The sequence below is a fragment of the Maribacter sp. HS genome, from assembly GCF_048059195.1.
GTDB classification, from domain to species: domain Bacteria; phylum Bacteroidota; class Bacteroidia; order Flavobacteriales; family Flavobacteriaceae; genus Maribacter; species Maribacter dokdonensis.
In genome coordinates this window covers 113578-128958 of the sequence record NZ_JAYLVV010000010.1, presented here as the reverse complement: position 1 = coordinate 128958, position 15381 = coordinate 113578, and the positions used below count along the sequence as shown (strand labels likewise).

The window sequence follows — 15381 nt, the reverse complement described above, 5'->3', positions numbered from 1 at the left end:
ATTAAAAATTAAGATAAGTACTTTTTGAACCTATCTTTCTTGTACTGTGGTACAGATTCGTTGTTCATGAACAGTTCAAGTAAATCTCTTGATTTAACTTTTGAGAACATTAGTTCATAAAATTGCTGAATGGTTAAAGTGTTTTTAGATTGCTCAACTAAAATTATCTCATCACCTTTTGTTACGCTACCTTCCTTTAAGATTTTAACGTAAGTGCCAGGGTGGTTATGGTCAATAAATTCTTTAAGTATTTTTTGTGATCCAAATCTAACTCCTAGTTTATAACAAGGTTCACGTGGTTGGGTAATTTGTACAATAGCCTCGCCAATTTTGTAAATATCTCCAACACGTACTTTAGATTCATCTAAGCCGTCTACGGTTAGGTTTTCACCGAACATGCCCCAGTCCCATTTCAAATCCGGGTAGCGGCTTTTCCAATAATCATAGTAATCGGCAGAAAAAAGGTAGCACGCTTTATTGGAACCGCCATGATGTACACGGTCAATAACCGTATCGTTCTTAACATCATTTTCAGTTAAAAATAACGATGTAGATGTTGGGTATTTAAAGATGCCGGTTTGCTCATTGGCACCGTTCCATTCAAAAGTAACCGGGTCTCCTAAATTTGTAGAAATCACCTTCATGCGGTGAAGATAAAAAAAGCACCAATAAATATGGTAATAGGTTTACTTAAAGTTGACCAAACAGTTATTAAATTGGTTAAAAACAGGTTCTGTGAATTTAAAAACGGTAATTTTCCTTGTAATTATTGAGGAATTCTTAAAATGGTAGTTCGATCTAGTATTGAGTTTAAAAATAAAAAAGCCACTACATTTTTTGTAGTGGCTCTTATGAAAATTATAGGAAAAGGAACTTACTTCACCATCTCATAACTACGTTTAATAAACTCTGTTAATGCCTTACCTTTAAGTAAGCCTTTGGACAACTTTGCCAAGTCAAGTGATTGGTTGATCAATCTCTCTTTTTTCTTCGCTGTTTTTGTATTTAAAAACTCGCTGACCAATGGGTGATTGGTATTGACGATAAGGTTATACATATCTGGCATAGCTCCCATACCGAACATACCACCGCCACCGCCGGTCTGCTGCATTTCTTTCATACGGCGCATAAACTCAGGTTCTGTAATGGTGAACGGAGAAGCGTCACTATCCATTGCTTCCAATTGAACGGTGAAGCTTTTATCTGTAATAGCTTCTTCCAATTCTTTTTTCAAAGTCTCTTTTTCTTCATCTGAAAGTTTAGAGATTTGAGTTTCCTCTTTTTGGATCAACTTATCTATATGGTCTGCATCTACACGAGCAAAAGATATGTTCTCTTTAGAACCTTCAAGTTTTTGCATTAGGTGACCAATAATTGGTGAGTCTAATAGCAATACTTCATAACCTTTAGCTTTTGCTGTTTCAATATAGCTGTGTTGCGCTTCTTTATCGGAAGCATACAGAATTATGGTTTTACCATCTTTATCTGTCTGTGCATCTTTAATTTTTTCCAATAGCTCATCATATGTAAAGTATGAACCGTCTACGGTTGGGTAAAGTGCAAATTTATCTGCTTTGTCAAAGAACTTATCTTCGGACAACATTCCGTATTCAATAACGATTTTGATATCGTTCCATTTAGCTTCAAAATCTTCTCTGTTGTTTTTGAACAAAGAGTTTAGTTTATCGGCAACTTTTCTGGTGATGTAAGAAGATATTTTCTTAACGGCACCATCAGCCTGTAAATAAGAACGAGAAACGTTTAACGGAATATCTGGAGAGTCTATAACTCCACGTAACATAGTCAAGAATTCAGGAACAATACCTTCAACGTTATCTGTTACGAAAACTTGATTTTGGTATAACTGAATTTTGTCTTTCTGTACATTAAGATCATTTGTTAATTTAGGGAAATACAGAATACCCGTTAAGTTAAAAGGATAGTCAACATTTAAATGAATGTTGAATAATGGCTCCTCAAATTGCATTGGGTACAATTCTCTGTAGAATTCTTGGTAATCTTTTGCTTCTAAATCAGCCGGTTGTTTTGTCCAAGCTGGGTTAGGGTTGTTAATGATATTATCTACTTCTTGGGTAGGAGCTGGCTCATCTTCTTTTGCATCTTCCGGTTTCGGTAAAGTTTCCGTTTTCATTCCAAATTTAATTGGAATAGGCATAAACTTGTTATACTTGCTTAACAAACCGCTGATCTTGCTGTCTTCAAGAAACTCGGTTGAGTCTTCTGCGATATGAAGAATTATTTCTGTTCCACGGGTTTCTTTTTCTGCCGGTTCCATTACAAACTCCGGAGAACCGTCACATGACCAATGTACCGCAGGTTCGTCTTTGTAACTTTTTGTAATGATCTCTACTTTATGTGCTACCATAAATGCAGAATAGAATCCTAGACCAAAATGACCAATAATTCCAGAATCTTTTGCAGTATCTTCATACTTGTTCAAAAACTCCTCTGCGCCTGAAAATGCTACTTCGTTAATGTATTTTTTAACCTCATCTTCTGTCATACCAAGACCTTGGTCAATGATATGAAGTTTTTTACCTTCTTTGTCCGCCTTAATTTCGATGATGGGGTTACCATACTCTACTTTGGCTTCTCCAATAGAGGTTAAATGCTTTAATTTTAAAGTTGCATCTGTTGCGTTAGAAACGAGTTCTCTTAGAAAAATTTCATGATCACTGTACAAGAATTTCTTGATCAGTGGAAAAATGTTGTCTACCGACACATTAATTTTACCTGTTGCCATTTTTTATATGTTTTATGCCACATTCATCGTGACCATTGTTAAATGTTTGTTTCACGGGTAAGGACAAAAAAAATACCATAGTAGGTAAGAGTGACAAACTGACAGTTGAAGGGTTGTAAAAGTTTAACAAATATTTTTGTTTAATTTTTAAGTAGAAAAGTTAAACATAATGTATATTTGTTCTGTGATTGGGAATAATTGCTATGAAAAAGTTTTTCAAACACAATCACACGTTGATTATTTATTGGTTAGGTTGTTAAGAACGTGTTACTGCTAGGTGGCACGTTCTTATTACAAAAACCAACATGAACTATTTTCTACTGTTCATTTTTTCTGCCATTTTTAAATAAAAAGATATGTGCGCTAAAGCTAAAAAGGTTACTAAAGAAGTTATAATAGCCAAGTTTATGGATTATGTTTTTGAGCATGAACATTTGCCAAAAACGGTCTATAAGTTCTGTAAGGTCAATGCAATTGAAGAAGCGGATTTTTATTTGTATTTCGGTTCTATTGAGGCTTTGAAGAAGGGAGTTTGGAATTCCTTTTTTGAAAATACAATCAATGTCATAGAAAAAAATGCAGATTACCAATCATATGCCAATAGAGATAAAATGCTTACGTTCTTCTACACTTTTTTTGAGGTTTTGACCTTGAATAGAAGTTATGTATTGTACATCATGGAACGTGCAGAAAGTCCTTTGAAAAATCTAGCCCAATTAAAGGATCTTAGAAAAAATGTAAAAGATTACGCCAAACGCCTTATTACAGAAGGAAATGAGCAAAAGACTAGTAAAATAACAAAGCATAATCCACAGTTGTTTTCAGAAGGGGCTTGGTTGCAGACCTTATTTTTAATGAATTTTTGGAAATCGGATGATTCTGCAGCTTTTGAAAAAACTGATGTTGCCGTTGAGAAATCTGTTAATACAATTTTTGATGTTTTCGATAATACACCATTAGAGAATATCCTAGATTTTGGAAAATTTCTTTATAAAGAAAAATTTGCCTAATGTAATCTAAAGGTTATGAAAACACTTGATAAAATACCTACCGGGAAGATAGAAAGAGCAAGTAAACTGGTAAAGACAGGCGCTAAAATAGGAGGTAACTATGCTAAATATTTTGGTAAAAAAATCATCAATCCAGAAACTACCAAAGATGAGTTGAACGAAGACAATGCGGCAGATATCTATGATGGGTTAAAATCTTTAAAAGGTAGTGCCTTAAAGGTAGCTCAAATGCTGAGCATGGAAAAGAATTTATTGCCCAATGCCTATGTTGAGAAGTTTTCATTATCACAATTTTCAGTTCCTCCTTTATCTGCACCTCTGGTTAGAAAAACATTTAAGAAATACCTAGATAAATATCCCGAAGAGGTTTTTGACTCTTTTGAAAAAGATTCTATAAACGCAGCAAGTATTGGTCAGGTCCATAAAGCTACAAAAGACGGTAAGACCTTGGCGGTGAAAATTCAATATCCAGGTGTTGCACAAAGTATAAGTAGCGACCTAGCTATTGTTAAGCCTATTGCCACTCGTATGTTTAATTTGCAGGGTAAGGATTCGGATAAATATTTTAAGGAAGTTGAACATAAACTTGTAGAGGAAACAGATTATATTTTAGAAGTTGCTCAAAGCAAGGAAATAACTGACGCTTGCAGGGTAATTCCCAATATAAATTTTCCAAATTACTATACTGATTTATCTAGTGAGCGTATTATCACTATGGATTGGATGAGCGGTAAGCATTTGAGCGAGTTTACCAAGACCAATTTTGAACCAGAGACAGGTGATAAGTTGGGGCAGGCTCTTTGGGATTTTTATATGTATCAGATCCATGCTTTACGAAAAGTGCATGCAGACCCGCACCCGGGCAATTTTTTGGTCAGTGAAGACAATGAACTAATTGCTATAGACTTCGGATGCATAAAAGAGGTGCCAGATGCTTTTTATGTTCCTTATTTTGAATTGGCTGTTCCAAAAAATATTTCCGACGATAAAATATTTACTGAAAAATTGTATCAACTTGAAATTTTGATGCCTACGGATACTCAACAAGAAATAACGTTTTTCAAATCTATATTTCACCAACTCTTAAGTTTGTTTACATCACCCTTTCATAAAAAAGATTTTGATTTTGGTGATGAGGTTTTTTGGGCTAAGATTGCAGATTTGGGCGAGCAGTTTTCATCAGATAAGCAAATAAGAAAGATGAATGGTAATAGAGGGTCCAAACACTTTTTGTATATGAACAGAACTTTTTTTGGTCTGTATAATTTACTTCATGATCTAAAGGCGAATATTAAGGTGGATAACTACAGAAAGTACCTTTAAGTAGGTAACAGTCATAACAAGTGTTGGTTATATTTTTAATGTGATTTCTTAATAGTTGTTTATATTGCAACACTAATTCAACCTGAACGATCAGGATTAAAAAATTACTATGTATAATTCTAAAATAATTGGCTTAGGTCATTATGTACCTGAAAATGTAGTGACAAATGACGATTTGTCTAAGGTGATGGATACAAATGATGCTTGGATCCAAGAAAGAACCGGTATAAAGGAAAGAAGACATGTAGTTAAGGGTGATGGCGATACTACAACTACAATGGGTGTTAAGGCGGCCAAAATAGCTATTGAAAGAGCTGGTATTGATAAGGATGATATAGATTTTATAGTGTTTGCCACTTTAAGTCCTGATTATTATTTTCCTGGACCGGGAGTTTTGGTACAAAGAGATTTAGGAATCAAGACCGTTGGGGCATTAGATGTTCGTAACCAATGCTCTGGGTTCGTATATGCGGTTTCCATAGCAGACCAGTATATAAAAACGGGCATGTACAAAAACGTACTTGTTATAGGTTCAGAGCTGCACTCCCATGGTTTAGATATGACAACGCGGGGTAGAAGTGTTTCCGTAATTTTTGGAGATGGAGCAGGAGCGGCTGTACTTACAAGAGAAGAAGATACTACAAAAGGTATATTATCTACACATTTGCATTCAGAAGGTCAACATGCGGAAGAACTTTCATTGATCGCTCCGGGTATGGGTAATAGATGGGTAACCGATATTATGGAAGATAGCGATCCTAATGATGAATCTTACTTTCCCTACATGAACGGGCAGTTTGTATTTAAAAACGCAGTGGTTCGTTTCAGTGAAGTTATAGTGGAAGGTTTAGAGAAGAATAAATTAAATGCTACCGATATTGATTTGTTGGTACCGCACCAGGCAAATTTGAGAATATCTCAGTTTATTCAAAAGAAATTTCAGTTAACAGATGATCAAGTGTTCAATAACATCATGAAATACGGTAACACCACAGCGGCATCAATTCCAATTGCCCTTACAGAGGCATGGGAAGCTGGTAAGGTAAAAAGTGGTGATCTTGTTGTCTTGGCTGCATTCGGCAGTGGATTTACCTGGGGTAGTGTAATCATAAGATGGTAAAAAATAAAGCACCCATGGTTTTGCCATGGGTGCTATATAGTTTTACTCAATAAGAAAAAACCAACCAATCTTCTATATTAAATATCACTATACATAATAATAGACGTTAATAATGTCTAATTGTTACGAACGGTCATGTACTATATTATCACGGTGCGATAAAAATAAATTCTTTTGAGATAAGGTATAAAAGAAGAAACCCGGACATTCCAAAATGAATTGGAAGCCGGGCTTCAAATGCTGATAGGCTATACTAAACACTAACCATTAACTATAAACATATAGCGTTACCAACAAAATCTTTGTACTCGTAAGAGTATCTAACTCTACTAATAGACGAAATATTGCCTAATTAGTTACTTATTAAGTGCATTTTTAACATTTTTTTATTATGAAAAAGACCCTAGTTTTCGGAGCCTCCTTAAAACCAAATCGATATAGCAATTTAGCAATACATAGACTGGTAGATTCGGGGGTGGAAACCTTTGCCTTTGGTTTAAGGGAAGGTAAGGTTTCAGGAGTCAATATCAGTAATAAGTTAGACAAAATTAATGATATTCATACAATAACCCTATATATAAACCCAAAAAGACAAGAAGAATATTATAATAGCATTGTATCGTTAGCGCCTAAACGGGTTATTTTTAATCCTGGTACAGAAAACCCAGAGTTTTATAACATATTGAGAAATAATAATATAGAACCTGAAGTTGCCTGTACTTTAGTACTGTTAAGTACCGGGCAATATTAGGCGATGTCACCTATATCCGGAGATGTATTTTTCTTACGAATAAACCATAATCCTACAAAGGTAAGTAGTCCATTTAATGGCAAAAGTTCGTAGCCAAATACGTATCCGCTTAAATATGATGCCGGTAACTTGGCCAAAAGTAAAATAATAGAGACACAAACAAGTGCAACGATCCATACATATTTGTCTTTCACTTGGTGCTTTGTGAAAATTCCAAAAGAAAACAAGCCTAGCAGAGGTCCATAGGTATATGATGCTACAGTTAGTAAGCCATCAATTACATTTCTATCTAAAATATATTTAAAGGAAATTACCACGATGATTAGAAGTATGCTCATGCCAATATGGGTAATTCTACGTGTTTTTTTAGCTACCGATTCCGGTTTTTTTTCGGTATTAAGAAAATCTACACAAAAAGAAGTGGTCAAAGAGGTAAGTGCGCTATCTGCACTACTATATGCTGCTGCAATTAAACCGAGCATAAAGGTTACGGCTACTGTTATGCCAAGACCACTGTTAAGTGCAATCTCGGGGAACAATAGGTCGGACTTTGGTGCGCCATCCATAAGTGGTAAGGCTATATTATGAGCATCGGCATAGATGAATAATAAAGCACCCAAAAGCATAAATACAAAAGTGACGACTACAAGCACAACACTGAAACTTACCATGTTTTTTTGTGCTTCCCCCAAATTTCTACAAGTAAGGTTCTTTTGCATCATATCTTGATCAAGTCCTGTCATACATATCGTAATGAACATACCACCAAGAAAAGATTTAACTAAATGATTTTTAGATGAAAGGTCATCGGTAAAGAAAGTTTTGCTGTATTGCCCTAATTCTTGAGAATTTAAAAATTCAATAAAGGTCCAGTCCATTTTATCAAGAATAAAATATATGGAGAGTCCCACAGAAATCAACATGAATAGGGTTTGTAAGGTATCTGTCCAGACAATTGTTTTAATTCCCCCTTTAAAAGTATAGATCCAGATGAGTAGAATAGATAAAATTACGGTAATCTCAAAAGGAACGTTCCATGCATCAAAAACAAATTGTTGTAAAACTATTGCAACCAAAAATAGACGGAAAGCCGCACCAAGTACTCTAGAAATAAAGAAAGAAATGGCGCCAACCTTATAGCTCACAAAACCAAATCTATTATCTAGATATTCGTAAATAGAAGTTACATTCTGTTTATAATAAATTGGTAGTAATACAAATGCGGTAACCAGATAGCCTAAAAAGTACCCGAGTACAACCTGCATATAACTAAATTGAGAAGCATCTACCCAACCTGGAACAGAAATAAAGGTAACCCCGGATAATGATGCTCCTACCATACCAAAAGCAACCAAGTACCATGGAGATTGTTTACCGGCTTTAAAAAAATCTTCGTTAGAATCGTTTTTGCCGGTAAAATAAGATATGACCAGCAGTAAAACGAAATAACCGGAAATGAGCAATAGAATATGAGAGGCATTCATAAATTGAAATTTGCCGGCAAATTACAAAAAGTTAAATGACCATTTATAAGTTGTTATAAACTGTAAAAGAAGTATGTCTTTGGAGACTTGAAATGGTGCCCATAGGTAGCAATGATACGGTTTAATGTTAAATTTTAAGAAAACTATACGATACCCTTAATAAGTTTAATCGTAAATTTATACCCATATTTAACTATGGAATTCTCTTCTAAATTATTGGAAAATGCGGTTTATGAAGTCTCGCAGTTGCCAGGTATAGGTAAGCGTACAGCTTTACGGCTGGTGCTTCATCTTTTAAAGCAACCAGAACAGCGTACAAGCAATTTGGCTACCTCATTATTGGATTTAAGAAGTAAAATTCAATTTTGTGAAAATTGTCATAATATTTCTGATACGGTGTTGTGTGAAATTTGTGCCAACCCGAAAAGAGATGACGCATTGGTGTGTGTGGTAGAGGAAATTAGGGATGTAATGGCTATAGAAAATACCGGTCAATTTAGAGGCAAGTACCATGTTCTAGGAGGTAAGATTTCGCCAATGGAAGGTATTGGACCGCAAAATTTGAAAATAGGGACCTTGGTAGACAAAGTGAAGAATGGCGTAATAAAGGAGTTGATTTTTGCGTTGAGTTCTACAATGGAGGGCGATACCACCAATTTTTATATTTTTAGGCAAATTGAGGGTTTTGAAATTAAAACCTCTACAATAGCAAGAGGTATAGCCGTTGGTGATGAGTTGGAATATGCAGATGAGGTTACCTTAGGGAGAAGTATTTTGAACAGAGTGCCCTTTGAAGGGTCGCTTCGGCAAGATTAACTCTTGATTTTTAGTTAAGTATCAATAAAAAGGTATTTATTTTATTATTTTTGTAAAAATTACAAACAAAACAAGCTTTAAATTATCGATATGTCAAAATTTGAATTGAAACTACCACGAATGGGAGAGAGTGTTGCAGAAGCAACATTGACATCATGGTTGAAGGAGGTAGGTGATACGATTGAAATGGACGAGCCCATTTTCGAAATTGCTACGGATAAAGTGGATAGTGAAGTGCCTAGTGAGGTAGATGGTGTTTTAATTGAAAAATGTTTCAATGTTGATGATGTTGTTGAAGTTGGGCAAACGGTAGCAATAATACAGGTAGGTGGCGATGTTGAAATAGCAGAACCTGAGCAAAAGGATAAAGAAGTTGAAACGGAAGAGCCTGTGTTACAAGAAATGGTATCTGCAGCAGAATCTGCCGTTATGCATGCTAGGGCCCAAACATCTGTAGCGCAATTGAACGGAACTTCAGATCGCTTTTATTCTCCATTGGTAAAGAATATAGCAAGACAAGAAGGTATTTCTTTTGATGAATTGGAGACTATTACAGGAACCGGAAAAGACGGCAGGGTAACCAAAGACGATATTTTAAACTACGTTAAAAAGGGAGAAAGTAATCCTGTAGAAAGAATTTCTACACCAGAAAGAGCAGCTGTTCAAGAAAGGGTAGTGGTATCACAAAAAGTGGCAGTACCAGAAAAGGTATCTACCCCGGTAGAAGAAAAAGTAACGGCACCACCAGCTCCGGAAAAGGTAGCCCCCGCTACAGCATCTACGCAAGCCCCCACTTCTGAAAAACCTAAAATACAGGTTTCTCGAGGAGATGAGGTTATACCAATGTCAAGAATGGGGAAATTGATTGCCAAACATATGACTGACAGTGTTTCCACATCTGCACATGTTCAAAGTTTTATAGAGGTAGATGTAACTAATATTGTTACTTGGAGAAATAAAATAAAGGACGCGTTCTTTAAAAGGGAAGGAGAGAAGTTTACCTACACACCTATTTTTATGGAAGCTGTGGCCAAGGCTTTGAAGAAATATCCTATGATGAATATTTCTGTTGATGGCGATAGCGTAATAAAAAAGAAAAATATTAATATAGGTATGGCCGCTGCTTTACCGGATGGCAATTTGATCGTACCTGTAATTAAAAATGCAGATCAATTAAATTTATTAGGTATAGCTAAAGTTGTAAATGATTTGGCAGACCGATCTAGAAACAATGCCTTAAAACCAGACGAGGTGCAAGGTGGTACCTATACGGTTACCAATGTTGGTACGTTTGGTAGTGTTTTTGGAACTCCCATAATTAATCAGCCACAAGTAGGTATATTGGCATTGGGTGCTATAAGAAAAATTCCTTCGGTAATAGAAACTGCGGAAGGAGATGTAATTGCGGTGCGTAGTAAAATGTACTTATCCCATAGTTATGACCATAGAGTGGTCAATGGGGCTTTAGGTAGTATGTTCGCCAAGGCGGTAGCAGATTATCTTGAAAATTGGGATTTGAATAGAGAAATATAGAAATAATTAATTATTAGTTAATAACACCTTGCTATATGATATAGCAAGGTGTTTTTTGTTATAATGCTGATTGTTTAGGTGTTATGTCTATAAATAAAATTAATCAATACTAAATTTATGTGCCTAAAAAACGAAAAGGTATCTTTGTTAAAAGTAGAACTTGTATGGAATTAAAGCTTACCAGACCAATTTGTTTCTTTGATTTGGAAACAACAGGGGTAAATGTGGCAAAAGATCGTATTGTTGAAATTGCAATATTAAAAGTATACCCTAACGGAAATAAGGAGAGTAAAACTTGGCTTGTAAATCCTGAGATTACAATACCTGAGGAGGTAGTTGCCGTTCATGGAATAACAAATGAGAAGGTTGCCAATGAGCCAACCTTTAAAGAACTATCTAAGGAAATTTATAAAATGATCAAGGATAGTGATTTGGGAGGTTTTAATTCAGATAGGTTTGATATTCCCTTGTTAGCGGAAGAATTGTTGCGGGCAGATATTGATTTTGATATGAAAAACACAGTATCTGTAGATGTGCAGACCATTTTTCATAAAATGGAAAAGCGTACTTTGGAAGCTGCATATAAATTCTATTGTAACAAAGAACTTACCGATGCGCATAGTGCGGCAGCCGATACCAATGCCACTTACGAAGTTTTGCTTTCCCAATTGGACAGGTATCCGGATTTGGAAAATAATGTCAAAAAGCTATCGGAATTTTCTAGAAGAAAACAATCGGTTGATTTTGCAGGTTTTATTGCATTGGATGAAGATGGCGAAGAAGTATTTGCTTTTGGTAAACACAAAGGCAAAAAAGTACATGCGGTATTGGAAAATGAACCTGGTTATTTTGGATGGATGTTAAATGCCGATTTTCCATTGTACACAAAAAAAATACTTACTCAGATTAAATTGAGCAAATTAAACAACAAGTTGAGTTGATCATGCGTACTCTATTAATAATTTTTTTATTGATTTTTGGTACTGGTCATGCTCAAGAGGTTTTGGTTGAAGGGCATGTTTTAGATGAGAAGACAAAAACACCAGTACCTTATGCCAATGTTAGTTTTTTAAAAACACTTAAAGGAACTTCAAGTGATGAAGACGGCTATTTTTATATAGACGTACCGGAATCTTACTTGGAGCGTGAGGTGCATATTTCGGCACTTGGTTTTAAGGACACCATAATACCGGCTAAAATTATTTCTCAAAAAAAGAAGATTCATCTTAAAGAAGAAACTTTTGAGCTTGAGGAAGTGGTTGTGTCGCACAGCTTGGGAGATTCTCAGGTGTTGAACCCGGTGAGCTCATATAGTATAAAAAGTGGATTTTCATCGGCAGAGACTCCTTGGGTATTGGCATTGTATTTTCCAAATATAGGAGCTTCTAAAAAATTTATTGAGAAAATAACCATTCACGTACAGCAGAATAGTAAATTTAAAAGAGCATCATCTAAATTTAGGCTTAGGGTGTATGATGTAGATAAGAAAACGCAGAAACCAAACCATGATTTAATACGTAAAAGTATAATTCTGGAGAGTTCTAAAACTGAGGATTTTGTATCTATAGATTTATCTAGTATGAATATCAAAATGCCCGATGAAGGTGTTTATATTGGGTTAGAATGGTTGTTCTTGCCTTATAATTGGTATACAAATACCTATAAACATGCTGTCACCAACAAAAAAGTTGTTGAAGATAGATTTGCACCTACCTTTGCTGCAGTATATCAGAAAAACCAAAATTTTAAGACCATGGTTTATGGTATGGGAGAGTGGAGTGATTTTGCAATTAAGGCGCCAGGTAATAATGAGAATTTAATACCTGCGGTAAGTTTAAAATTGTCGAAGAAAAGATAGATTGAAATGAAGATTATTTGTATCGGTAGAAATTATACAGCCCATATCAATGAGTTGGAAAATGAAAGACCAGAAGAGCCTGTTGTTTTCATAAAGCCAGATTCATCGGTGTTGCCAAAACAACAAGATTTTTATATTCCGGAATTCTCAAATGATGTACATTATGAAGTTGAGGTTTTGGTAAAGATCAAGAAAGTAGGAAAACATATTAGTAAAGAATTTGCACCCACCTATTACGATGAAATTGGTTTAGGTATAGATTTTACGGCAAGAGATTTACAATCTAAACTAAAGGAAAAAGGCTTGCCATGGGAGAAAGCCAAAGGTTTCGATGGTGCAGCGGTAATAGGGGAGTGGTTACCAAAAACCGATTTTGAAAATATCAACGACTTAAATTTTACGTTGGTAAAGAACAATGAGGTGGTGCAAAAAGGCAATACCAGTTTAATGCTTTGGAAGATTGATGAGATTATAGCTTACGTGTCAACATTCTTTATGTTGAAAAAAGGAGATATTATTTTTACAGGAACTCCGGCCGGTGTTGGCAAAATAAGTCCAAATGACTATCTTTCGGGGAGTTTGGAAGATAAAGAACTTTTTACCTTAAAAATTAAATAATGATTTATAACCTTGATAAGATTAATGAGATGGCAGAAGGAGATCAGGATTTTATAAATTCTGTTATTTCTGTTTTTTTGGAAGAAGTGCCCGAAGATTTAGAGGCTTTAGAGAATGCCTTACAAGCTAAAGACCATGATAAAGTATATAAATTGGCCCATAAAATTAAACCTAACGTAGATTTGTTGGGTATGGAGCAAACACGTGCCATAGCCTTGGAGATAGAGACTCTTGGTAAACAGGAAGCGAATATGGCTGAGATCGAGACAAAATTTCCATTGCTTAAGACAGATATTAATCAAGTAGTAGCAGAACTAAAAAATGACTTTCAGTTATAATGCTTGCTGAAATTATTACCATTGGCGACGAGATTCTCATTGGCCAAGTTGTAGATACCAATTCCGCTTTCATAGGAAAAGAACTCAATAAAATTGGTATTTCGGTTTATCAGATAACATCTATACAAGATGAACGGGTTCATATGTTGAATGCTTTTAAAGAAGCATCTGAGCGCGTTGATATTGTAATTGTTACCGGCGGTCTGGGACCCACCAAAGATGACATTACCAAACACACTTTGTGTGAGTTTTTTAATGATGAACTTGTAGAGAATGCGCAGGTTCTAGCTCATGTAGAGGAGCTTTTTGCAAAATACATCAGCAATACCCCCATTTCCGATATTAATAGAATGCAAGCTTTAGTACCAAGTAAGGCAGAGGTATTGCATAATGCAAATGGCACAGCTCCAGGAATGTTGATCAGACAGGGCAATGTTACATTTATATCTATGCCAGGTGTACCGTTTGAGATGAAGCATTTGATGACCAAGTCGGTAATTCCTAAATTGACAGCATATTATAAAAGACCGTACATTATTCATAGAACAGTGGTTACCTATGGTATGGGAGAAAGTGCTATTGCTAAAAAAATAGAAGCTTGGGAAGATGCATTGCCCAAGAATATAAAATTGGCATATCTTCCAAATTTGGGCAAGGTTAGGTTAAGGCTATCCGGTAAAGGTGTAAATTATAGTGAACTGGCAACTGCTATGGATGCAGAGATAGGCAAACTTTATCCTTTAATAAAAGATATTGTCTTTGGTTTGGAAGATGATCAAAGTATAGAAGAGTTGGTAGCTAAAATGTTGACCGATAAAAGTTTGAGCTTATCTACTGCCGAAAGTTTTACAGGAGGAAAAATCGCAGAGAAAATAACTTCAATACCTGGGGCGTCCAAGTATTTTAAGGGGAGTGTGGTCAGCTATGCTACCGAAACTAAAATTAATGTGCTAAAAGTACCGGTTAAATTAGTAGAAGACTATTCTGTGGTAAGTGCAGAGGTTGCCGTTGCCATGGCAAAAGGTGCCAAAAAATTGATGAAAACTGATTTTGCAATTGCAACAACAGGCAATGCAGGACCAACAAAAGGAGACTCAAAAGCAGATGTTGGAACAGTATTTATTGCAATTGATGGTCCTACGTCACAAATTGTGCAAAAATTTCAAATGGGAAGTACAAGAGAACGGGTTGTGGAAAAGTCTGTAAATAAGGCATTTGAGCTGCTTCAAAAAGAAATTTTAAAAATGTGAACTTTATTGTTGTTGGAACGATAAAAAAGATATAAATTTGCACCCTGTTTAAAAGAAAAAGTCAGCACGATGTCAAAAGTTTGTGAAATTACGGGAAAGAAGGCGATGTTTGGAAACAATGTTTCGTTTTCAATTAATAAGACGAGAAGAAGATTTGATGTAAATCTATCTAAGAAGCGTTTTTACATTCCAGAAGAAGACCGTTGGATTACACTTAAAGTTTCTACAAGAGCTTTAAAGAGTATCAATAAGAAAGGAATATCTGCTGTTTTAAAAGAAGCAAAAGCAAAAGGATTCGTAATTAAGTAATCTGGAAAATAGAGCGTTAAGATGGCAAAGAAAGGCAATAGAATACAAGTTATATTAGAGTGCACTGAGCACAAAGAATCTGGTCAACCAGGTACTTCAAGATATATTACTACAAAGAACAAGAAAAATACTCCTGAGAGATTGGAAATTAAAAAATTCAATCCTATTCTTAAGAGAATGACCGTTCATAAAGAAATTAAATAGATT

16 protein-coding genes are annotated in these 15381 nt (G+C 35.3%); 13 read left to right on the top strand and 3 right to left on the bottom strand.

The genetic code is table 11. From position 1 onward, the window contains the following. Positions 1-8: 8 nt before the first annotated feature. Both VBZ51_RS18190 and htpG read right to left on the bottom strand, forming a co-directional pair. The gene (locus tag VBZ51_RS18190; RefSeq protein ID WP_321828038.1) at positions 9-644 is read right to left on the bottom strand and encodes an MOSC domain-containing protein; all 636 of its coding nucleotides are present in this window, start codon (positions 642-644) and stop codon (positions 9-11) included. Positions 645-874: 230 nt separating this feature from the next. Beyond that, positions 875-2764: a molecular chaperone HtpG gene (gene htpG, locus VBZ51_RS18185; RefSeq protein ID WP_074669736.1), complete on the bottom strand. Its 1890-nt coding sequence runs from the start codon at positions 2762-2764 to the stop codon at positions 875-877. Between the two features lie 356 nt (positions 2765-3120). Here htpG and VBZ51_RS18180 point away from each other — a divergent pair, with 356 nt between their 5' ends. From VBZ51_RS18180 to VBZ51_RS18165, 4 genes are all read left to right on the top strand, one after another. After that, positions 3121-3774, top strand: a complete 654-nt coding sequence (locus VBZ51_RS18180; protein ID WP_416577860.1) for a TetR family transcriptional regulator C-terminal domain-containing protein — start codon at positions 3121-3123, stop codon at positions 3772-3774. Between the two features lie 15 nt (positions 3775-3789). Then, complete coding sequence (locus tag VBZ51_RS18175; protein ID WP_416577859.1) at positions 3790-5097, top strand: ABC1 kinase family protein; 1308 nt, start codon at positions 3790-3792, stop codon at positions 5095-5097. A gap of 109 nt (positions 5098-5206) precedes the next feature. Then, on the top strand, positions 5207-6217 hold the full coding sequence (locus VBZ51_RS18170; protein WP_099192504.1) for a 3-oxoacyl-ACP synthase III family protein: 1011 nt from the start codon (positions 5207-5209) through the stop codon (positions 6215-6217). A 391-nt stretch (positions 6218-6608) separates the two neighbouring features. After that, the gene (locus VBZ51_RS18165) at positions 6609-6968 is read left to right on the top strand and encodes a CoA-binding protein (RefSeq protein WP_058105686.1); all 360 of its coding nucleotides are present in this window, start codon (positions 6609-6611) and stop codon (positions 6966-6968) included. Here VBZ51_RS18165 and VBZ51_RS18160 read toward each other — a convergent pair. Then, positions 6965-8452, bottom strand: a complete 1488-nt coding sequence (locus tag VBZ51_RS18160; protein ID WP_286813462.1) for a sodium:solute symporter — start codon at positions 8450-8452, stop codon at positions 6965-6967. The genes VBZ51_RS18165 and VBZ51_RS18160 overlap by 4 nt on opposite strands. A 195-nt stretch (positions 8453-8647) precedes the next feature. Between VBZ51_RS18160 and recR the strand changes: the two genes are divergently transcribed. The 9 genes from recR (at position 8648) to rpmG (ending at position 15378) form a co-directional block, all read left to right on the top strand. Next, positions 8648-9268: a recombination mediator RecR gene (gene recR / locus VBZ51_RS18155; protein ID WP_416577858.1), complete on the top strand. Its 621-nt coding sequence runs from the start codon at positions 8648-8650 to the stop codon at positions 9266-9268. Between the two features lie 90 nt (positions 9269-9358). Then, positions 9359-10801 (top strand): 2-oxo acid dehydrogenase subunit E2, encoded by a 1443-nt coding sequence (locus VBZ51_RS18150; RefSeq protein ID WP_416577857.1) that lies wholly within the window; start codon positions 9359-9361, stop codon positions 10799-10801. A 164-nt stretch (positions 10802-10965) separates the two neighbouring features. Then, positions 10966-11742: an exonuclease domain-containing protein gene (locus tag VBZ51_RS18145; protein ID WP_416577856.1), complete on the top strand. Its 777-nt coding sequence runs from the start codon at positions 10966-10968 to the stop codon at positions 11740-11742. A 2-nt stretch (positions 11743-11744) separates the two neighbouring features. Continuing rightward, on the top strand, positions 11745-12659 hold the full coding sequence (locus VBZ51_RS18140; RefSeq protein WP_416577855.1) for a carboxypeptidase-like regulatory domain-containing protein: 915 nt from the start codon (positions 11745-11747) through the stop codon (positions 12657-12659). A gap of 6 nt (positions 12660-12665) precedes the next feature. Next, entirely contained in the window at positions 12666-13277 is a 612-nt protein-coding gene (locus tag VBZ51_RS18135; RefSeq protein WP_071340025.1) for a fumarylacetoacetate hydrolase family protein, read from the top strand. Beyond that, positions 13277-13615, top strand: a complete 339-nt coding sequence (locus VBZ51_RS18130; RefSeq protein ID WP_416577854.1) for an Hpt domain-containing protein — start codon at positions 13277-13279, stop codon at positions 13613-13615. Before VBZ51_RS18135 ends, VBZ51_RS18130 begins: the two co-directional genes overlap by 1 nt. Further along, a complete protein-coding gene (locus VBZ51_RS18125; protein ID WP_416577853.1) occupies positions 13615-14865 on the top strand; it encodes a competence/damage-inducible protein A in 1251 nt (416 codons plus the stop codon). The genes VBZ51_RS18130 and VBZ51_RS18125 overlap by 1 nt, the downstream gene beginning before the upstream one ends. 69 nt (positions 14866-14934) lie before the next feature. Further along, complete coding sequence (rpmB, locus tag VBZ51_RS18120) at positions 14935-15174, top strand: 50S ribosomal protein L28 (RefSeq protein ID WP_036155860.1); 240 nt, start codon at positions 14935-14937, stop codon at positions 15172-15174. Positions 15175-15195: 21 nt separating this feature from the next. Beyond that, positions 15196-15378, top strand: coding sequence for a 50S ribosomal protein L33 (gene rpmG, locus VBZ51_RS18115; RefSeq protein ID WP_058105695.1), 183 nt, complete (start codon positions 15196-15198; stop codon positions 15376-15378). Positions 15379-15381: the final 3 nt, after the last annotated feature.